Genomic DNA, 20,300 nt, shown 5'->3' with positions numbered 1-20,300 from the left:
TCCCGAACTCAGCAGTGAAACGATGCATCGCCGATGGTAGTGTGGGGTTTCCCCATGTGAGAGTAGGTCATCGTCAAGATTAAATTCCGAAACCCCTATCTGCGTATGCAGGTAGGGGTTTTGTTTTAGTAGAAGTCACCAGTTTTCACTGGCACGTTAAAGTTCTAACGGGCTGGTTACAGAATTTCTTGACGACCATAGAGCGTTGGAACCACCTGATCCCATCCCGAACTCAGAAGTGAAACGATGCATCGCCGATGGTAGTGTGGGGTTTCCCCATGTGAGAGTAGGTCATCGTCAAGATTGAATTCCGAAACCCCTGTCTGCTAACGCAGACAGGGGTTTTGTCGTTTCAGGGGTACTGAAAAGCCCGTTGTGGAGCCTCTCCACAACGGGCTTTTTCACGTCTTACGCAAACAGCTTCAGCACATTGTTCATCGCATCATCGGCAAAACCCTGTACGAAGTCCTTGAAGCCCGGCAGTGCCTCGGCGGTGCCCTGCGCCGGTTCGGCGATGATGGTCCAGGTGGCTCTGGACTTGTCCGCATCCAGTGGTTCAACGCTCATCGCGGCCCACAGATTGGCCACACCCAGGGTGTTGTAGATAGTGGTCCAGGTCATGTGCCGTGCCTGGTCGTCCCGGGAGTTGAGCTGCTCGACCACCAGGTTGCCGTCCTTGAAAAACTTTTTGCGTAGCGATGACACGCCTTCGCCGGTCATCTCTATATGCGACAGTGCCGGGATGAAGCGATCGAAGCCGGCAAAGTTACCGACTACGGCCCATACCCGAGTGGCATCGGCGGGCACGTCCAGCGAGGACACCACGTGGCAGCCTTGAGGGTTTTTGATCAGGGTGTCGGGTTGCAGAATACTCATGGTTTTGCTCCGTTTGGTTGCGTCAGATGAAATTGATTTCTTTGAGGTAATCGCAGCCGCGACGCAGCAGCGCCGGGGACTTTTGCGGGTAGTGCGCGCCCATTAGCCGAACACCGGCCTGGGCGTTGTCGTGGCCGATCATCGAGATATCGCCGATGTCCTCCTCGAAACCGTTGAGGTAGAACCCCAGCACGCCGAACAACGCGTTGTCGCTGTCGACCCGACCCAGTTGCTGCTGCCAGTCGGCGACGCTGACCATCGTGAATTCGCGGCCTGCCTCGCGGAAGGACGCCACGTAGTTGTCCCAGCTCAAGGGCTCGGGGTTGTGCAGGTTGAATACCGCTTGTTCCGGTTGATAACGACTGGCGTGGAAGGCGATGAATCGGGCGAGAAAGTCCACCGGCATCAAGTCGAAATTCAAGGCGAACTCCGGTACTTGGCCAAGCTGGATCGAGCCCTTGAGCATCAGCATCAGGCGATTCTTGTGCGGCTGGCACACGCCCGTGAGGCTGTTGAAGCTGATGTTGCCGGGACGGTAGAGATTGACCCGCACACCAAGCTCCCGTGCCCGTTCGAGGATTCGCTCGCCGACCCATTTGGACAGGTTGTAGCCGTTCTTGATGTAGATCGGTGGTGTGAGTGCGGCCGGCAACTCAAGCACTCGGCCATCGGCGGATATCGTGCTGGAGGCCGAGAGCGTCGAGACGAAGTTGAAGATTTTTTTGCTGCGTCCTTCGCACAGGCGCAAACATTCGAAAATCGGCTCGACGTTGTCCCGGGCGAGCGACTCGTAATCGAGGACGTGATTGACGTTGGCCGCGTTGTGCACCAGAGCGCCAAACTCCTGATCCAGCCGCTGGTAAACCTCGGGCGCCAAACCGAGTTCCGGCCGTATGACGTCTGCCGTGTAAACCCGCACCCGGCTCATATCCAGATGCTCCAGACGGTTCTCCCGTAACGCTTGGGCAAATCGCTCGTTCGCCGATTGCCCGTTGCCGTCGCGAACCAGACAGGCGACTTCACTGGCGCCCCAGGCCAGCAATGCCTCAACGATGTGTACACCGACAAAACTGTTGGCACCGGTGACGATCACCTTGTGCACATCGCCCATGCGGCTGACGGGCATTGGCTGAATATCCAGTTCGCGGAAGGCATCGCGCATGGCCTGTTCGCTCAGCACTTCTTCGCTGCCGAAGCCGCGTACCAGTGTCGCCAGTTTCTCGAGGGTGGGCATTTCGATGAAGCGGTTGATCGAGATGCTGCGCCCGAACTCCTCGCGCAGTCGCAGGAGCATGCGCGACAGGAGGATCGAGTGCCCGCCCAGATTGAAGAAGCTTTCGTCGGTGGAAATGTCGCTCGCCGGCAGCTCCAGCAACTGCGCCCAGATTTCCAGCAGCAGGGCCTCATCGGCGTTGACGGGCAGGCGCCTTGAAGGGTTCTCGGTGACGCTCACCGGCAGATCCAGCAACGCCTTGCGGTCGACCTTGCCATTGCTGGCGTAAGGCATGCTTGCCAGCTCAGTCCATGCAACAGGGCGCATGTAGTCCGGCAGGTGCTGTGTCGCGTGGGCCCTCAACGCCTGGCGAGCGCTGCCGGGAAGGTCCTCTCGGGGCTGGGCAAGGAAAGCCAGAATCCGCCGCTGGCTATCGATGATCACGGCAACCTGGCGATACAACTGGCTGTCGCGCAGGCAGCGCTCAATCTCTTCCGGCTCGACCCGGAAGCCGCGAATCTTCACCTGATTATCACGCCGACCGCACAGCTCGATCCCTTCAGCCGTCCACTTCGCCATGTCCCCGGTGCGATAGGCGCGCAGGGTCCGGCCATCAGGCAAGTTCAGTTCCAGATAACGCTCAGCGGTTTGCTGCGGGTTGTTCAGGTATCCCAGGCACACGCCCGGGCCGGCAATGTACAACTCGCCGACGGTCTGTTCGGCCACCGGTTGAAAATCGTCATCGAGAATCAACACCTGGCTGTTGGCGATTGGAGCGCCCAGCGAGCGGTTGTGGTCGCCTGGCTGGAGTTTGCGTGCGGTAATCAGCACCGTGGCCTCGGTGGGCCCGTAGAGGTTGTAGAGCTTGCCCTGACGGCTCAGCTGCTCGATGACCCACGGTTCGCAGACATCGCCGCCGGTCATCACACGGTCCAGACATTGCAACTGCTCCAGCGGCAGGATGCTCAACAAGGCGGGCGGTAAAAAGGCGTGGCTCAGCTGCCGATGACGAATCAGCTCCACCAGTTGCAGCGGATCGCGACGTTGGTCCTCGTCGGGCACGATCAGCTCGGCGCCTTGCAGCAGGGTCGGGAAGATGTCGATCAGCGATGAGTCGAAGCTCAACGAAGAAAACTGTAGCACCCGGCTCTGGCTGGTCAGCTGAACATAGTCGGCGTACCAGTGGGTGAAGTGCGCGAAGTTGGCCTGGCTGAGCAGCACGCCCTTCGGATGGCCGGTGGTGCCCGAGGTGTAGAGGGCCATGCATGGCGTATCGAGGTCGGGGCGTTGGCGCATCAACGGTTGAGAGAGATCTGCTGCATGGGCGTCGATGCTGCTGATGTCCAGTCCTGGCATCTCGTTCGCCAGGGGATGCTCGCCGTCATGCAGCAACAACACCGCGCCGGCATTCGACAGGATGTACTGCTGACGTTGCAACGGATGGCTCGGCTCCAGCGGCAAGTACACCGCGCCGCTGCCCAGGATCGCCAGGATTCCCGCATACAACGCGCTGCATTTGGGCAGGCAGATCCCGACGACTATCGGGCCTTGATGCTGATCCAGCAGCGGTCGAAGGCGTTGCTGGATGGCGCGGCTGTGGGCGTGCAACTGGCGATAGTCGAGGGTGGTGCCATCGATGCTCAAGGCCGGACGGTCAGCATTCTGGATGCACTGTTGCTCCAGCCTTTCGATCATCGGCGTTTGCGCAAGCTGCTGCAGTCGTGGGTCGGCGGTGGCATTGAGGCGATGCACGAACGCGAGGCTGTCAAGGAACCGCAAACTCTCGATGCGCTCGAAGCGAACAGGTTCGGCGGGTTCGGCGAACCGAAAATAGTCGACATCGCGCGAGTAGCGGCTGACCAGCAGCGCCACGTGGTCAACCAGTGCTGTCATGGCCTGCCTACGCAACGCCTGGCCGTTACCCGACGGCTCATCGGCGATGGGTACACGGGTCAGCAGCGTTGAGCCATGACTGCACAACAGGTCCAGCGAAGGCAGGCCGGACGCCTGCGGCAAGCCGAGCCCCAATTGCAATGTCAGCCGTGGCGCCTGAGCAGTGAACTGAGGCGACGTGCCATCGTCGATCAGCAGATCCACCGGCCCCGGCATTTCGTCGCGTGCGGATACCCGCGTCAGTGAGTGACCGTGTTGTTCGAGTTCCAATGCCAGCTCGGTCAGTGCCTGGCTTTGTCCGATGAGCAAGATGTCGAGACGTCTCATGATGGGCTCCTCGTCAAACCAGGTAGTCGCTGAGGGCGGTTTGTACGCACGGCGAATCGAGCAACGAACTACTGTGGAAAAACCGCACAATGTTGGCCACCAGCGGGTGATGGCGACTTATCGGGAAGGCCAGTGCCGATACTTCGTTCCTGAGGGCGTGGCGCGCCGCGTCATTGATCTGCAGTGCGTCGATCAGGCAGAAGTCGAAGGATTTCTGGATGTCGTTGGTCAGGTAATGAGTAATGAACACCGGCAAGATCTGGGCGATGCACTGGCGGTCGTCTGCACTTGCGGCATGCCAGTAGATGCGTACCAGCCGCGCCCAAAAACCGGAGTGACGCCCCTCGTCCAGCAAGTGATCGGCCATCAGGCCCTTGATCGATTGCTTGACCGTGTCGTCCTTGGCAAATGCGGCGACATCACCGGTCACCGTGTTTTCGGCGATGGCCACGCAGATCAGTTCTACAGCACTACGCAGGTGCTCAGGTGCGAGCGCCACGGCCGCCGGTATTGCTCGGCTCAGTTCGATTTCATCCGGCAATTCAATGGGGGTGATGCCGGTCAACGCGATGGTCTGTTGCATGAAATCCATCGCCACCAGTGCGTGATAATCCTCGTCCACCACGACAGTCATGGCGTCGTAGCGGCAGGCGAACGGGAACTCGACCGCGAAGCGATTCTTGGCGATGCTGCGGGCGGTTTTGTCGACGATCTCGGTTTCGAAGATCACCACATCGTTGATGAACTTGTAGAGGGTCTGCACCAGGGCGAAGTCGCGTTGTTCCGGGCATTGGCGCACAAAGGTTTCGCTCAGCACCAGCGGTTGGCGGCTCAACGGGTAGATCAGTTTGTCGTCGTTTTCCAGCACACGACGCGGGCGGGTTCGGATGGTCGCGCGGCTCTCCCAAGCATCAGCGAAGGATTGGTAGTCTGCGGCGTTCATGCGCTCACCTCCGTGACGGATACGTTCATGCTCAGGCGCAACCCGTCCCACAGGGCGATACGACTTTCCACGGCTGCGATGGCGCTCGCGTACACGTCTTCCTGCCGTTGCGGGTCGCTATCGACGAGTCGCGACAGGAGCTTTTCCGCTGCCGGGCCGTGGTCCTCGGAATCGACCTCAATGTGCCGTTCGAGGTAGTAACGGAAGGTCGGCGCCTGCTCGATGCCGATGCCCCAATCGTCGAGGATGCGCTGGAACATCTGCGGGATAACGCTCTCGCGACCGTGCAGAAACGCCGCCGCCACACTGTGACCCGGTGCATGCAGTGCGGTGTGTAGCGTATGGCGAACGAAATCCGCGGCCGCCGGATCGACCTTGATGCTCTGCAAGGCCACGTCGTAGCTCACACCCTCTTGCTGCAGAGCCACGAAGCGTTCGATGGCAACGGTACAGGCGCCGACCTCGCGCATTGCATCCAGGTACAACTCGAAGTGGCTGTAATGACCCCGGGCCGGACGATCATCCGACTCCTCACCCAGTACGATCTCGTTGATCAACCGCGCGGCCTGGGGATCCTGCGGTGGCAGCCAGGGCAGTCGCACGCAGGTCAATTCCTGTTGCAGGCGCTTGGTCAGCGACATGAAGTCCCATACGGCAAACACGTGGGTTTCCATGAAGCGTCGCAGGACCGGCAGCGAATGTATTTCAGAGAAGATCGGGTGTTCGCTAAGTTCTGATTTTTTTTGAAGCAGACGTTCTTTAGTTGGTTTCATGGATGAGCCTGTAAATGATCCGGGGTGAGAAGTAATCAAGCACTGAAGTTCGCTGGAAGTTTTCTCCTGGCGAACGGGTACCCTCAAACGTATTGATCTTTTCAGTGCTATTGATGCCGAGTAGCTGAGGCGTTACTGCCGTTTGTGGCTGGCGGCGAAGAAAAGCTAATACACATATAAAGTGTTGATCAAGTTGTTTTGTTATTATTTAAATATTCAACTTTTTCGAAGATGACAAGTTCCAATAAAACTTTTTATATTGGTTTTATTTTGGCGTAGTTACTCCTTCCGGCTTATGTAAGTCAGAATTAAACAAAGAGTGAATGCCTCACTCGAAGTAACTTTTTACGGGCGTCGTTGTGGGTGTCTGAGGGGGGGAATTGGATCGCGAGTGATACCGATCCTTCCGGTCCCGTGATGAGGCTCCTTCCTTCGCTTCTGGGGGCAGAGACTGCTCCATTCGCACGGAGCGTCACCCGTTTTTTGTCCTGGTTATCCAGAGTGGGCGTAAATCGAGGTGGCCGCCATTACTGAGGCATCACGCAAACGTTGCAGTGGTCGGGTTTTAAGGCGGCGGGGCGTTGGGGCGCGGTATGGCGCCGCAAGGGCGGTGTGGTATGGGGGCGGGGGATTTGTAATCAAATCATTCGCGGAGCATTTTGGGGGGGAATGCGCGGCAAGCGAGGAAAACCCTTCGGTACATTCCCCGGGCTCGCCGCTGCAGGCTACTTCGACTTGTTCCTGGCCTGTACTTCAGGGCTGTTGAGGTAGCGCGTAATGACCTCGACCCCTCGGTTCAGGTGATGCTCGAGCAGCTGCACGGAGTGTTCGACGTCCCGGGCTTCGGCTGCCTGCAACAGTGCCTTGTGGTCATCCTGGGAGAGTTTGCCAAGGCCCATGGCTTCCAGGTTGAAACGCAGGAACCGTTCTTCTTCGATCAGGCCGTCTTCGACCAGTTTCAACAGCCGGCGATTCGGTGCCCGGGTGTAAAGCGCCATGTGGAACAGGCGATTGAGCCGACCGATTTCGGTGTAGTCGCTTTCCGTTTCCAGTGCATCGATGTAGCGGGCAGCCTGTTCGAGATCTTCGTCCTGGAGCAGTGGTACCGAGAGACGCAGGGCTTCGGATTCCAGCAGGATGCGCAGCGCATAGGTTTCCACGGCATCGCCCTGTACCAGTGGCGCGACCACGGCGCCCTTATGGGCAACCACATTGAGCAACGATTGTGCTTCGAGTTGGCGCAAGGCTTCGCGTACAGGCATGCGGCTGACGCCGAACAGGTCGGCGAGGTCTTGCTGGCGCAAGGCCGCACCGCAAGGAATGCGCCCGTCGAGTATGGCCGCGCGCAGGGTTTCTTCGATCACCGAGCGTGCCATGTGTGCAGGAATCGGCCCGTTGACCTTGATACTGCTGAGAGGGTTGGGCTTTTGTGTCACTAAACGCACCCTGATTGATGGAATATTTTTGGATCCAAATGACACTAGTGACTGGCTGACTGCTTGTCAAACAAGCTCTGGAGTGCCTTTCTTGCAGTTTAGCGCGCCGCCAGTGATCTCACCGTGCCATTGTCTTTTTCCGGGCTAACCTTCACCATTCGAACGACTCCCTCCTGCCTATCCAGGATGCCTCGCATTGGTGGCAAGTTTAACGATCCCCCGGGTTTTACGCTGGCTGTGCAGCGCATTGCTGCTGACTGGCGTGATGCTGGGCAGCTTGAGCGCCGATTGGGATTTTTCCCTGATCAGCCGGCGAGCGCAGGCATTGTACGGACCTTTGGGAGAAGGTCAGCAGCGCATTAATGATTGGCAATACTTGTTGACCAGCCAGAAACAGATCGGCGAGCTGGAACAACTCAATGTGGTCAATCGCTTCTTCAACAAACAGCTGCGATACGTCGAAGACATGGATCTGTGGCATGAAGTCGACTACTGGGAAACCCCGATCGAAGCCCTCTGGAAAGGCGCCGGCGACTGTGAAGACTACGCTATTGCCAAGTACTTCAGCCTGCGACACCTCGGTGTAGCCAGTGAAAAGCTGCGTATCACCTATGTCAAGGCACTGACCCAGAACCGTGCGCACATGGTGCTGACCTACTACTCGAGTCCGGAGGCCGAGCCCCTGGTGCTCGACAGCCTGATTGATGCAATCAAGCCGGCCAGCCAGCGAAAGGATTTGCTGCCGGTCTACTCTTTCAACGCGGAAGGGATGTGGTTACCGGGTGCCAAGGGCAATAAAAAGGTTGGCGATACCAAACGCCTTTCGCGTTGGCAGGATGTGTTGAAAAAAATGCAGGCCGAAGGATTCCCGGTCGAGACGACTAACTAGGAGCACGTGCTCAGATGTCTTTGTTCAAACAGCTGTTGATTGCTATCTGTCTGTTCCTGGTGGTCGCCTTCACCGGCAGTTTCATGGTCAGTCTGGAGAGCTCGCGTACTCAGTACGTCAACCAGTTGCGCTCCCATGCCCAGGACGCCGCGACGGCGCTGGCGCTGTCCCTGACACCGAACATCGACGACCCGGCGATGGTCGAGTTGCTCGTCAGCTCGATTTTCGACAGCGGTTACTACGCGAGCATCCGCGTGGTCGATGTGAAGACCAATCAGACCCTGGTCGAGCGCACGGGCATTCCGGCGGTCAACAATGTTCCGGACTGGTTCGTCAAACTGATCGGCCTGGAGCCCGCCGGTGGTGATGCGATCGTCAGCCGTGGCTGGGAGCAGGCTGCCCGGGTCGAGGTGGTCAGCCACCCGATGTTTGCGCTGGCCAAGCTATGGCAAAGCGCTTTGGGCAGCCTGGGCTGGTTGCTGCTATGTGGCGCGGTCAGTGCGGTACTGGGCGCATTGTTGCTGCGTCAGCAATTGAGACCGCTGGATTACATGGTCAAGCAATCCCACGCTATCGCCCGGCGGGAATTCCTCAGCCTGCCAGAACTGCCGCGCACCCCCGAACTTCGCCGGGTAGTGCAGGCCATGAACCAGATGGTCGAGAAGCTCAAGGCGCTGTTTCAGGAGCAGGCGGAGCGCAGTGAAAAATTGCGGGTCGAGTCCTATCAGGACTCGTTGACCGGGTTGGCCAACCGGCGTTATTTCGAGATGCAACTGAATGCGCGGGTGAGCAACCCGGAGCAGGCCAGTTCCGGTTACCTGCTGCTATTGCGGGTCAAGGATCTGGCCGGTCTCAACCAGCGTCTCGGTGGCCAGCGCACCGATGACGTGCTCAAGGCCGTCGGTGAACAACTGTCTCGCGAGTGCGCCAAATACCCGGAAACCCAGAACTTGGTCACGCGTATCCGCGGTGGCGAATTTGCCGTGCTGGCGCCGGGGCTGGTGCGCGAAGAAGCGCTGCAACTGGCACAAAACCTCGACAGCGCCTTGGCCAGTCTGCACGCTACCGGCGCCACCGATGTGGCTGCCGTGGCCTCTATCGGCCTGGCGCCCTTTGTTCACGGCGATTCGCCGCAAACCGTGCTCAGCCTCGGTGATCAGGCGCTGGCGCAGGCCGAAGGCCAGGGCGAGCAGAACTGGGCCTGTATCGAGCACAGCCTCTCGGCCAGTGTCGGCGACGATCACCACGCCTGGCATCGCATGCTCGACCAGGCGCTGACACAGCGGCGCTTCGAGCTGTATTTCCAGCCGGTGGTGGCTGCCCAGGACACGCAACTGGTACTGCATTACAAAGTGTTGTCGCGACTGCTCGACGAACACGGCCAGACCATCCCCGCCGGGCGTTTTCTGCCTTGGCTGGAGCGCTTCGGCTGGACGGCGCGTCTGGATCGGCTGATGCTCGAACGGGTGTTGGCGCAAATGAGCGAGCATGAGGAGTCGCTGGCGCTGAATCTGTCGTCGGCTACCTTGGGCGACCCGCAGGCGCAAAACAGGATCTTCGAAATACTGCGTGCGCATTCTAACCTCGGCCCGCGTCTAACCCTGGAGATTGGCGAAGAGCAATTGCCTGACCAGGCGGTGCTGGAGCAGTTGACCCGGCGCCTGCGCGAACTCGGTTTCTCCCTGAGCCTGCAACGTTTTGGCGGACGCTTCAGCATGATCGGCAACCTGGCCCGGTTGGGTCTGGCGTACCTGAAAATCGATGGCAGCTACATTCGGTCGATTGATCTGGAGAGTGACAAACGCCTGTTCATCGAGGCGATCCAGCGAGCGGCGCACAGCATTGACTTGCCCCTGATTGCCGAGCGGGTCGAGACAGAAGGGGAGTTGTCGGTGATTCGCGAGATGGGGTTATACGGTGTACAGGGTCAGTTGTTCGGCGAGCCAAAACCCTGGGCCTGATGTGATCGCTCCCACGCCGTGCGTGGGAATGATTGCAGGGGCGCGTCAGATCAGCCCGGTCTCCTCATCATCGATCAATTGGCTCAAGCCACCCAAGGCTTCACGGGCCTGGTTCCGGTCCATGAGCTTGGCCTGGGCCGCCGTCGGCAGGTCGGTGACGCGGATCACGCCTTTCTGGGTCAGCACCTGAATCAAGTCGTCGAGTACCCGGATCATTTCCAGGTCACTTTGCTTGAGCTGTTTGAGGCTGTTTTCCACAGCCGCGTTGGCAAACCAGGCCTGGATCTCATGATTGTCGGCCGCCAGCGTTTCCGTGGCCTCAGCGTAGGCGGCGGGTTCCACGCGTACCAACAGGCCCTGCGCATCGCGTTGCACGTAAAACATTGAGCATCCCTCAGAATTGAACCAGCGTCATGCTGTCAGCAGCATAGGTCAACTGCATACCAGTATGTGGCGCAGCGACGAAATCGTCATCATGCATCAGCTGTTGTTGTGATCGATCTTGATGGTCGGGTCACTACCGGCAATCAGGTTGTGCAGGTTGGCGCTCGACCAGTTGTTGCCTTCCAGCTTGATCGTCACGTCCGGTGTGGCGGCGGCCGCATTGCCCGAGTTGAACTGGCCGGTTGTGCTGACTTGCAGCGACGACACGCCATCGACCGTGGAGATCTTCAGGAAGTTGTCGATGGTGCTGCCGGTTTCACCCTGCAACAGATCGCGCAGGTCGATCCGGTCGCCTTCGCTGGCCTTGAAGTCCTTGATCACGTCGTTGCCGGTGTCGCCCGCTTTCCAGACGAAGGTATCACCACCGGAACCACCGATCAGGATGTCGTTGCCCTGTCCACCCATCAACGTGTCGTTGCCGGTACCTCCGAGCAGGATGTCATTGCCCTTGCCTCCGTCGAGGGTGTCGTTACCGCCCAAACCGAACAGGATGTCATTGCCCGCCCCACCCAGCAGGGTGTCGTTGCCGTCATGGGCACCGGACACATCGAACGCGTTGTAATGCTCGGTGATGTACTGGTGCACATTGCTGGTGGTGACGTTGCTGACGTCCACACCGGATTGCTGCGCCACGAAGGCTTGCATTGCCTGGTAACCCTCGCCGGCAATGCCGTTGAAGCTCACCAGATCGCCGAACAGAAGGTCGTTGCCGTCGCCACCGCTGACGGTATCGTGACCCGGCATCGTCGCTTCAGTGTGGCCGATGATCGAGTTGGCCAGGTCCTTCGGATCAATGTTGGTTTGTGGCGATTGATTCGAGTCGTACGGCTTCAGGTCGTTGAGGCTCACTCCGCTGTTGAGGCCAATCGCCTCGACATTCGACAGGTTGCTCAGCAACGTAAAGCTGCCGGTGGAGTTGCTGGTGGTGTCCCCGTCGGTGCTGTTGCCGTCGCCGTCACGCCCCGAGAACTCGTAGGTACCGTCACCCTGGGCATGCAGATAGCCGAAGTCCTTGGATGACCAGCTACTTCCGTTTCCGTTGCCATTGCCATTGCCATTGCCATTGCCGTTGCCGTTGTTGCCGTTGCTGCTCTTGGTCCAGACCGTCACATAGCCCGAGGCGGTAATGTCGATCTGGTGCGTGCTGTCGGGGAACAGGCTGATCGCTGTGCCCAGCTGATAGTTGCTGGTGGTGATCAGGCTATCGAGTGTTGTGCTGCCATACAGAGTCGGGTTGGTCGACTCGCCGCTCTGGTAGTAAGTCGGCTTGCCGTCAGTAATGAAATACGTGAGGTTCTTCGCCCCGGTGTTGGCCACGGCGTCCGCACTCTGGAACCAGTTGGCAGTGGTTTTGAACACGTCCTCGTAGTTGGTGCCGCCACCGGATGACATCGAGTCCAGAGTCGCCTTCAACTGAGTCAGCGCATTCGGGTCTTTGAGGTTCACCGATACCGACTTGTTGACCTGGGTGTCGAAGTCCACCAGGAAGATGTTCACCGTACCCGAGTTGCTGCCCAGGCTTTGCTTGAGGGTGTTGAACACCGACGTCAGCTGGTCCTTGGCCGAGTTGATCGACGAGGAACTCATACTGCCGGAGCTGTCGACCATGAACGCGATGTTGTAGTTGGTGCCCGGCACCACGGTCAGGCCGCCGATGTCGGCGACGATGATGTCATTGCCGTCGGTGCCGGTGATGGTGTCATCGGCCGCCGTGGCGGTGCTGGCGTTGTAGATCGCCGGGTACACAGTCACGGGGATCTGCGAAGTGCTGCTGGCCGAACCACCCAGGGCCTCGGTGGAGGTCGAGGTCACGGTCAGGTTGAACTGGCCGTTGTAGTACGGTGGTGGAGTGACAGTCAGAGAGCCGAGGCTCCAGCCCGTCACGTTGGCCTCGCCATTGGTCGCGGTGACCGTGAAGGTATGTCCCGCGCCGTCGGTGAGCATCGAGCCGACCGGCATGCCGCTGATCTTCAGGCTCAGGCTTTCCGAGCCGTCGGTGTCGGTCAGCGCGGTGGTGATGGCGGACAATTTCACACTGGTGCCTTCGGCGCCGGTGTTGAGTTTGTAACCGTCGTAGTAGCCTTCGCCATTGGAGCCGTGCAAGTCGGACACGGTCACGCCGGCATTCACCAGATCTGACACGCTAGTGTAAATCGGTACGCCGGCACTGCTCAGGTCGATCGGCGTGCTGCCATTGACCGACAGGTTGACGTCATAGCTGCCCGGGCCGCTCTGGTTGTGGTGGTAGATGTCCAGGGTGTAGTAGCCGCTGGTGGTCGGGGTGTACGAACCATTGAGGTTGCCGCCCGCGCCCCACGTGATCGCGGCCACGTTCTTGCCTCCGAGAGTCACCAGCAGGCTGTCATCGCCAACACCGCTGAAGGTATAGGTCTTGCCGGCTTCGAGGTAGATCAGGCCGGAGGTTTTCGACGCCGTACCGGCGGTCACGCTACCGTCGGACTGCACGTTGGTCACGGTGCCTTTGGAGTTCGGTGTGCCAGCGGCGTCGATCACGTTTTTCAGCGTGGTCGAGTCCGCGCCGTTACCGCTGGTTCCCAGGCCCGACAGACCGGTCCAGACTTCCTTGATCAGCCCGGTGGACCTCACGCTGTTGTCGGCAACGCTCAGGGTCGGGGCATCCGCCACTGGGGCGATGTCGATCTTGATCGTGCCGGTGTTGCCCAGCGCCTGGCCGTCGGTTGGCTGGAACTTGATCTGTGCGTAGTCGGCCTGGTTGTTGCCCAGGTTGGTACCACCGTATCCGTCCACGCCCGATTCGTTGGCATCCGGCATGAAGCGCAGTTTGCCAGCGTCGATGTCGGCTTTGCTGAAGGTCTGGTCGGCGGCGACATCTTTCCAGGTCGAGCCGTCCAGGTACTGCAGTTTACCCTCGCCCGGCAGCTGGGTGATTTTCACGCCCTGGCTGGTGGCCGGACTGTCGACGTCGCTGACGCCGAAGGTCGACCAGCCGAGGATCAGTGGCGTGTCTTCGGTGCCGGTGACGTTGACCGGTGCTGCGACCGGTGCGTCATTGACCGCCACCACGTTGACCGTGGTGGTCGCGGTGTTGGAGTAGTTGCTGCCATCGGTCACCGTCACGGTGATGATGCGCGGCACTGTGCTCGGATCTTCACTGTTGTTGGTGAAGGTGATGTTCTTGATCTGCTGCATGTAGTCGGCCAGCGTTGCGCTACCCGACAAGGTCAGCGTGACGGTGCCATTGGTGCTGTTGGCATTGATGGTGATGCCGTTGACGCTGTTGCCCAGGTTCAGCGCATCGCCGTCATGACGATTGGTCAGCACGATGGTCGCGCCGGTCAGCAAGGTGCTGTCCGGGTCGGCGATGCTCAGGTCGGTATCGCCGATCGACACGCCAGGGCCGGCAGTGTTTTCGGTGAACGTCACCTTGTAGTCGGCCCCGGTGGCGCCACTGGAGTTGTTGGCGTCGAGGTCCAGTAATGGTGGTGCATCGTTGTCGATGATCGAAGTGCTGACGCTGCCGTTGGACGCGCTGATCGCCAGGTTCTCGAAGTTGCCGCCGGTGGCCGAGTCGATCTTGACCACGAAGTTTTCGGTGCCTTCGGTGATCTTGTCATCGATGGTCGAAATGTCGAACGGCACGCTGCTGGCACCCGCCGGGATCTTCACGGTGTACACACCGGTGAAGTCAGAACCGTCGGCGGCGGTACCGCTGTAGACGATATTCAGCGTCACTTCGGTCTGGGCCGGGTGAGTCAGGCTGACGGTGTAACTGGCGGTCTGGCCTTCGGTTACCGAGGTGCTGCCGCTGATGCTGACAGTGGTGGTGTCCTGGAAGTCACTGACGCTGGTCGACGCGGGAGTCTTATCCGTGCCGATGGCTTCAAGGTTGCCGCCGCTGGCGGTCTTGATGGATTCGCTAACGGTTGGCGCGCCGATGTAGACGTCGTTGCCGACCGTCACCGGCAGGGTGCCGGAGCTCTGGCCTTCGGCGATGGTGATGACCTTGCCGCTGTCCAACGTCACGGTGACCGGACCGTTCTGCGCGGTGACCGGCTTGCCCTGGGCATCGGTCAGCGTGGCGGTGTAGGTGATGGTGCCGTTTTCGTCCACGCTCGGGGTCGCGGTCAGGGTCACCGTGGTAGTGTCGTTGACATCGGTAACCGTGGTGCTGACCGGAGCCTTGATCGGATCAATGGACTCGAGGTTGCCGCCCACCGCGTCCTTGATGGATTCGGTGATGGTGGTCGGACCCTTGTAGACGTCGTTGCCCACCGTCACCGGCAGGGTGCCGGAGCTCTGGCCTTCGGCGATGGTGATGACCTTGCCGCTGTCGAGGGTCACAGTCACCGGACCGTTCTGCGCGCTGACCGGTTTGCCCTGGGCATCGGTCAAGGTCACGGTGTAAGTGATGGTGCCGTTCTCATCCACGCTCGGGGTCGCGGTCAAGGTCACCGTAGTGGTGTCGTTGACATCGGTAACCGTGGTTTCCACGGGGGTCTTGATCGGATCGATGGACTCGAGGTTGCCGCCCACCGCGTTCTTGATGGATTCGGTGACGGTGGTCGGGCCCTTGTAGAGGTCGTTGCCGACCGTCACCGGCAGGGTGCCGGAGTTTTGGCCTTCGGCGATGGTGATGACCTTGCCGCTGTCGAGGGTCACGGTCACCGGACCGTTCTGCGCGGTGACCGGTTTGCCTTGGGCATCGGTCAAGGTCGCGGTGTAAGTGATGGTGCCGTTCTCATCCACGCTCGGGGTCGCGGTCAAGGTCACCGTAGTGGTGTCGTTGACATCGGTAACCGTGGTTTCCACGGGGGTCTTGATCGGATCGATGGACTCGAGGTTGCCGCCCACCGCGTCCTTGATGGATTCGGTGACGGTGGTCGGGCCCTTGTAGACGTCGTTGCCGACCGTCACCGGCAGGGTGCCGGAGTTTTGGCCTTCGGCGATGGTGATGACCTTGCCGCTGTCGAGGGTCACGGTGACCGGACCGTTCTGCGCGGTGACCGGTTTGCCCTGGGCATCGGTCAGCGTGGCGGTGTAAGTGATGGTGCCGTTTTCGTCCACGCTCGGGGTCGCGGTCAGGGTCACCGTGGTAGTGTCGTTGACATCGGTAACCGTGGTGCTGACCGGAGCCTTGATCGGATCAATGGACTCGAGGTTGCCGCCCACCGCGTCCTTGATGGATTCGGTGACGGTGGTCGGGCCCTTGTAGACGTCGTTGCCCACGATGACCGGCAGGGTGCCGGAGCTCTGGCCTTCGGCGATGGTGATGACCTTGCCGCTGTCCAACGTCACGGTGACCGGACCGTTCTGCGCGGTGACCGGTTTGCCCTGGGCATCGGTCAGCGTCGCGGTGTAGGTGATGGTGCCGTTCTCATCCACGCTTGGAGTGGCGGTCAAGGTCACGGTAGTGGTGTCGTTGACATCGGTAACCGTGGTTTCCACCGGGGTCTTGATCGGGTTGATCGCTTCGAGGTTGCCGCCCACCGCGTCCTTGATGGATTCGGTGACGGTGGTCGGGCCCTTGTAGAGGTCGTTACCCACCGTCACCGGCAAGCTGCCGGAGCTCTGGCCTTCGGCGATGGTGATCACCTTGCCGCTGTCGAGGGTCACAGTCACCGGACCGTTCTGCGCGGTAACCGGGGCACCGTTTTTGTCGGTCAGCGTCGCGGTGTAGGTGATGGTGCCGTTTTCGTCCACGCTCGGGGTCGCGGTCAAGGTCACGGTGGTGGTGTCGTTGACATCGGTAACCGTGGTTTCCACCGGGGTCTTGATCGGGTTGATCGCTTCGAGGTTGCCGCCCACCGCGTCCTTGATGGATTCGGTGATGGTGGTCGGACCCTTGTAGACGTCGTTGCCCACCGTCACCGGCAGGGTGCCGGAGCTCTGGCCTTCGGCGATGGTGATGACCTTGCCGCTGTCGAGGGTCACAGTCACCGGACCGTTCTGCGCGGTGACCGGTTTGCCCTGGGCATCGGTCAAGGTCGCGGTGTAAGTGATGGTGCCGTTTTCGTCCACGCTCGGGGTCGCGGTCAGGGTCACCGTGGTGGTGTCAATCGAGTCAGTGATGGTGGTCACAGCCGGCGTGGTGTTCGGCACCAAGTTCTCGAAGTTGCCGCCGGTGGTACTGGTGATGGTGGTGCTGACGGTGCTGCCGTTGTTATAGACGTCGTTGGCCGCAGTCGGGACGTTCACGCTGCCGCTGGTCTGGCCCGCCTCGATGGTAATGACCGAGCCATTGCTCAAGGTCACGGTCATCGGTGTGCCGGCCGGGTTGCTCAGGGTCGCGGTGTAGGTGATCTGGCCGCCTTCAGTGATGTTGCCGGTGGCGGTGAGGGTCAGCCCGGTGTTGTCCACGGAATCGGTGATGGTGGTCACGGCTGGCGTGGTGTTCGGCACCAAGTTCTCGAAGTTGCCGCCGGTGGTACTGGTGATGGTGGTGCTGACGGTGCTGCCGTTGTTATAGACGTCGTTGGCCGCAGTCGGGACGTTCACGCTGCCGCTGGTCTGGCCCGCCTCGATGGTAATGACCGAGCCATTGCTCAAGGTCACGGTCATCGGTGTGCCGGCCGGGTTGCTCAGGGTCGCGGTGTAGGTGATCTGGCCGCCTTCGGTGATGTTGCCGGTGGCGGTGAGGGTCAGCCCGGTGTTGTCCACGGAATCGGTGATGGTGGTCACGGCTGGCGTGGTGTTCGGCACCAGGTTCTCGAAGTTGCCGCCGGTGGTACTGGTGATGGTGGTGCTGACGGTGCTGCCGTTGTTATAGACGTCGTTGGCCGCAGTCGGCACGTTCACGCTGCCGCTGGTCTGGCCCGCGTCGATGGTAATGACCGAGCCGTTGCTCAAGGTCACGGTCATCGGCGTACCAGCCGGGTTGCTCAGGGTCGCCGTGTAGGTGATCTGGCCGCCTTCGGTGATGTTGCCGGTGGCCGTCAAGGTCAGCCCTGTGTTGTCCACGGAATCGGTGATGGTGGTCACGGCCGGCGTGGTGTTCGGCACCAGGTTTTCGAAGTTGCCGCCGGTGGTGCCGGTGATGGTGGTGCTGACGGTGCTGCCGTTGTTATAGACGTCGTTGGCCGCAGTCGGCACGTTCACGGTGCCGCTGGTCTGGCCCGCCTCGATGGTAATGACCGAGCCATTGCTCAAGGTCACGGTCATCGGCGTACCAGCCGGGTTGCTCAGGGTCGCGGTGTAGGTGATCTGACCGCCTTCGGTGATGTTGCCGGTGGCGGTGAGGGTCAGCCCGGTGTTGTCCACGGAATCGGTGATGGTGGTCACGGCTGGCGTGGTGTTCGGCACCAGGTTTTCGAAGTTGCCGCCGGTGGTGCCGGTGATCGTGGTGCTGACGGTGCTGCCGTTGACATAAACATCATTGGCCGCAGTCGGGACGTTCACGCTGCCGCTGGTCTGGCCCGCGTCGATGGTAATGACCGAGCCGTTGCTCAAGGTCACGGTCATCGGCGTACCGGCCGGGTTGCTCAGGGTCGCGGTGTAGGTGATCTGGCCGCCTTCGGTGATGTTGCCGGTGGCGGTGAGGGTCAGCCCGGTGTTGTCCACGGAATCGGTAATGGTGGTCACGGCTGGTGTGGTGTTCGGCACCAGGTTCTCGAAGTTGCCGCCGGTGGTGCCGGTGATCGTGGTGCTGACGGTGCTGCCGTTGTTATAGACGTCGTTGGCCGCAGTCGGGACGTTCACGCTGCCGCTGGTCTGGCCCGCCTCGATGGTAATGACCGAGCCATTGCTCAAGGTCACGGTCATCGGCGTACCAGCCGGGTTGCTCAGGGTCGCCGTGTAGGTGATCTGGCCGCCTTCGGTGATGTTGCCGGTGGCCGTCAAGGTCAGCCCGGTGTTGTCCACGGAATCGGTGATGGTGGTCACGGCTGGTGTGGTGTTCGGCACCAGGCTCTCGAAGTTGCCGCCGGTGGTGCCGGTGATCGTGGTGCTGACGGTGCTGCTGTTTACATAAACATCATTGGCCGTAGTCGGCACGTTCACGCTGCCGCTGGTCTGGCCCGCCTCGATGGTAATGACCGAGCCATTGCTCAAGGTCACGGTCATCGGCGTACCAGCCGGGTTGCTCAGGGTCGCGGTGTAGGTGATCTGACCGCCTTCGGTGATGTTGCCGGTGGCGGTGAGGGTCAGCCCGGTGTTGTCCACGGAATCGGTGATGGTGGTCACGGCTGGCGTGGTGTTCGGCACCAGGCTCTCGAAGTTGCCGCCGGTGGTGCCGGTGATGGTGGTGATGGTGGTGCTGACGGTGCTGCCGTTGACATAAACATCATTGGCCGCAGTCGGGACGTTCACGCTGCCGCTGGTCTGGCCGGCGGCGATGATGATGGTCGAGCCGTTGGACAGAGTGACGGTTACTGGCGTCTGTGCTGGATTGATCAGGGTCGCCGTGTAGGTGATCTGGCCGCCTTCGGTGACGGTGTTACCGGCCGTCAGGGTGACCGTGGTGGTGTCGAGGGTATCGGTGACCTGGGTCACGGCCGGGGTCGTCGGCGGCGTCACAGTGATGCCGCTGCCGCCGCTGGTGCCGGTGACAGTTACATCGATCTGGGTCGCGTCGTTATAGACAGTGTCGTTCGCAGCCAATGGCACGTTGACGGTGCCGGTGGTCGCGCCTGCGGGAATCACGATCACGGCGCCGTTGGACAGCGTGACAGTCAGGTCGGTCAGTGGTGCCTGGGTCAGGGTCGCGGTGTACACCAGCACGCCACCGGCCTCGGTGATGGTCGGCGTGGCACTGAGGCTGAGGGCTGACTCACTCGGGGTATTGGCGTTGGTATTAGCGTTGGTATTGGCGTTGATGTTGGCGTTGGTGGCCTGGCCACCCGGGATTTCCAGAGTCGTTTGCCCGGCAGTGTTGATACCCGCAGTCGGGAAGCCGATGGTCGGATCGACGCGGCCAGCGGTGGCGTCGAGCATCACGGAGCTGTGACCACCACCGACGGCACCACCAGAACTTGCGGCAACCGGGCCGGCAGCGGTGGCTTCAAGGTCTTTTGTCGGGTCGGCACCGGCAGCAATGGCCTGTTGCAGCTCTTCTACCGAAGGCGCGGCTTGCGCGGTGGCAGCTGCCAGGTCAGTGCTGGAGTCTGGAGCGTCAGCGCTCCACTGAGTGTCACGACCCAGATCCAGGGTGCGGCCATCGGCCAGTTCCAGGGACACGGCGCCGGAAAGGCCAGTGTCGATCTGGTCGCCGGCAAACAGTTTGTCGCCTTCAACGAGAACGCGGCGGATGCCCTCGGGGGACACCACGAAAACCTGACCAACAATGCTTTTGACGATGGCAACAACACTGCTCATTGAAGACTCTCCGGGGTGTCACGTTCAGTTGACTTCCATGGACCTGATGGCATCTGTCTGTGCCGACCAGTCTGGACGTACATTGCAAAATAGATGCACAAATTTGACGCATCAAATCGTCAATATATTGGCTATATTTTTTCGTTATTAACTTTATGCCAAACTATTGACCTTCTTCGAGCCATCCTAAACAATCGTCCCAGTAATGTCACATTGATATTTCAGCTGTGACTCGTCCTCGGTATGTGATCCAG

General features: G+C 60.3%; 9 protein-coding genes and 1 rRNA gene. 3 read left to right on the top strand and 7 right to left on the bottom strand.

Features of this window, described 5'->3' with window-relative positions; all coding sequences use genetic code 11:
• Positions 1 to 187: 187 nt before the first annotated feature.
• A 5S ribosomal RNA gene (rrf, locus tag KW840_RS13495) occupies positions 188 to 303 on the top strand.
• A gap of 105 nt (positions 304 to 408) precedes the next feature.
• Here the strand turns inward: rrf and KW840_RS13490 are convergent.
• From KW840_RS13490 to KW840_RS13470, 5 genes are all read right to left on the bottom strand, one after another.
• Positions 409 to 876 carry an SRPBCC family protein gene (locus tag KW840_RS13490; RefSeq protein WP_218495522.1) on the bottom strand — a complete coding sequence of 156 codons (468 nt, stop codon included), beginning with the start codon at positions 874 to 876 and terminating at the stop codon, positions 409 to 411.
• A gap of 22 nt (positions 877 to 898) precedes the next feature.
• Positions 899 to 4,309, bottom strand: coding sequence for a non-ribosomal peptide synthetase (locus KW840_RS13485; RefSeq protein WP_218495520.1), 3,411 nt, complete (start codon positions 4,307 to 4,309; stop codon positions 899 to 901).
• Between the two features lie 13 nt (positions 4,310 to 4,322).
• Positions 4,323 to 5,252 (bottom strand): diiron oxygenase, encoded by a 930-nt coding sequence (locus tag KW840_RS13480; protein ID WP_090452364.1) that lies wholly within the window; start codon positions 5,250 to 5,252, stop codon positions 4,323 to 4,325.
• Positions 5,249 to 6,025 carry a DUF3050 domain-containing protein gene (locus tag KW840_RS13475; protein ID WP_218495515.1) on the bottom strand — a complete coding sequence of 259 codons (777 nt, stop codon included), beginning with the start codon at positions 6,023 to 6,025 and terminating at the stop codon, positions 5,249 to 5,251. The genes KW840_RS13480 and KW840_RS13475 overlap by 4 nt, the downstream gene beginning before the upstream one ends.
• A 725-nt stretch (positions 6,026 to 6,750) precedes the next feature.
• Positions 6,751 to 7,461: a GntR family transcriptional regulator gene (locus KW840_RS13470; RefSeq protein ID WP_057712561.1), complete on the bottom strand. Its 711-nt coding sequence runs from the start codon at positions 7,459 to 7,461 to the stop codon at positions 6,751 to 6,753.
• Between the two features lie 196 nt (positions 7,462 to 7,657).
• On the opposite strand from KW840_RS13470, the gene lapG reads away from it, so the two are divergent.
• Together lapG and lapD are read left to right on the top strand one after the other, a co-directional pair.
• The gene (lapG, locus tag KW840_RS13465; protein ID WP_057712560.1) at positions 7,658 to 8,350 is read left to right on the top strand and encodes a cysteine protease LapG; all 693 of its coding nucleotides are present in this window, start codon (positions 7,658 to 7,660) and stop codon (positions 8,348 to 8,350) included.
• A gap of 14 nt (positions 8,351 to 8,364) precedes the next feature.
• Entirely contained in the window at positions 8,365 to 10,311 is a 1,947-nt protein-coding gene (gene lapD / locus KW840_RS13460) for a cyclic di-GMP receptor LapD (protein ID WP_218495513.1), read from the top strand.
• Between the two features lie 45 nt (positions 10,312 to 10,356).
• On the opposite strand, the gene KW840_RS13455 is transcribed toward lapD, so the two are convergent.
• Together KW840_RS13455 and KW840_RS13450 are read right to left on the bottom strand one after the other, a co-directional pair.
• The gene (locus tag KW840_RS13455) at positions 10,357 to 10,695 is read right to left on the bottom strand and encodes a tryptophan synthase subunit beta (RefSeq protein WP_090452373.1); all 339 of its coding nucleotides are present in this window, start codon (positions 10,693 to 10,695) and stop codon (positions 10,357 to 10,359) included.
• A gap of 96 nt (positions 10,696 to 10,791) precedes the next feature.
• On the bottom strand, positions 10,792 to 20,046 hold the full coding sequence (locus KW840_RS13450; protein ID WP_218495512.1) for a retention module-containing protein: 9,255 nt from the start codon (positions 20,044 to 20,046) through the stop codon (positions 10,792 to 10,794).
• Between the last annotated feature and the right edge of the window lie 254 nt (positions 20,047 to 20,300).

This window comes from Pseudomonas sp. PDM30 (genome assembly GCF_019218985.1).
Lineage (GTDB): Bacteria > Pseudomonadota > Gammaproteobacteria > Pseudomonadales > Pseudomonadaceae > Aquipseudomonas > Aquipseudomonas jessenii.
The sequence above is the reverse complement of the archived record's forward strand: the minus strand, read 5'-3'. Positions and strand labels throughout refer to the sequence as shown.

Excerpts from the sequence above, each read along its gene's own strand:
- KW840_RS13490 (WP_218495522.1), bottom strand. The coding sequence starts at position 876 with ATGAGTATTCTGCAACCCGACACCCTGATCAAAAACCCTCAAGGCTGC.
- KW840_RS13485 (WP_218495520.1), bottom strand. The coding sequence starts at position 4,309 with ATGAGACGTCTCGACATCTTGCTCATCGGACAAAGCCAGGCACTGACC.
- KW840_RS13480 (WP_090452364.1), bottom strand. The coding sequence starts at position 5,252 with ATGAACGCCGCAGACTACCAATCCTTCGCTGATGCTTGGGAGAGCCGC.
- KW840_RS13475 (WP_218495515.1), bottom strand. The coding sequence starts at position 6,025 with ATGAAACCAACTAAAGAACGTCTGCTTCAAAAAAAATCAGAACTTAGC.
- lapD (WP_218495513.1), top strand. The coding sequence starts at position 8,365 with ATGTCTTTGTTCAAACAGCTGTTGATTGCTATCTGTCTGTTCCTGGTG.
- KW840_RS13455 (WP_090452373.1), bottom strand. The coding sequence starts at position 10,695 with ATGTTTTACGTGCAACGCGATGCGCAGGGCCTGTTGGTACGCGTGGAA.
- KW840_RS13450 (WP_218495512.1), bottom strand. The coding sequence starts at position 20,046 with ATGAGCAGTGTTGTTGCCATCGTCAAAAGCATTGTTGGTCAGGTTTTC.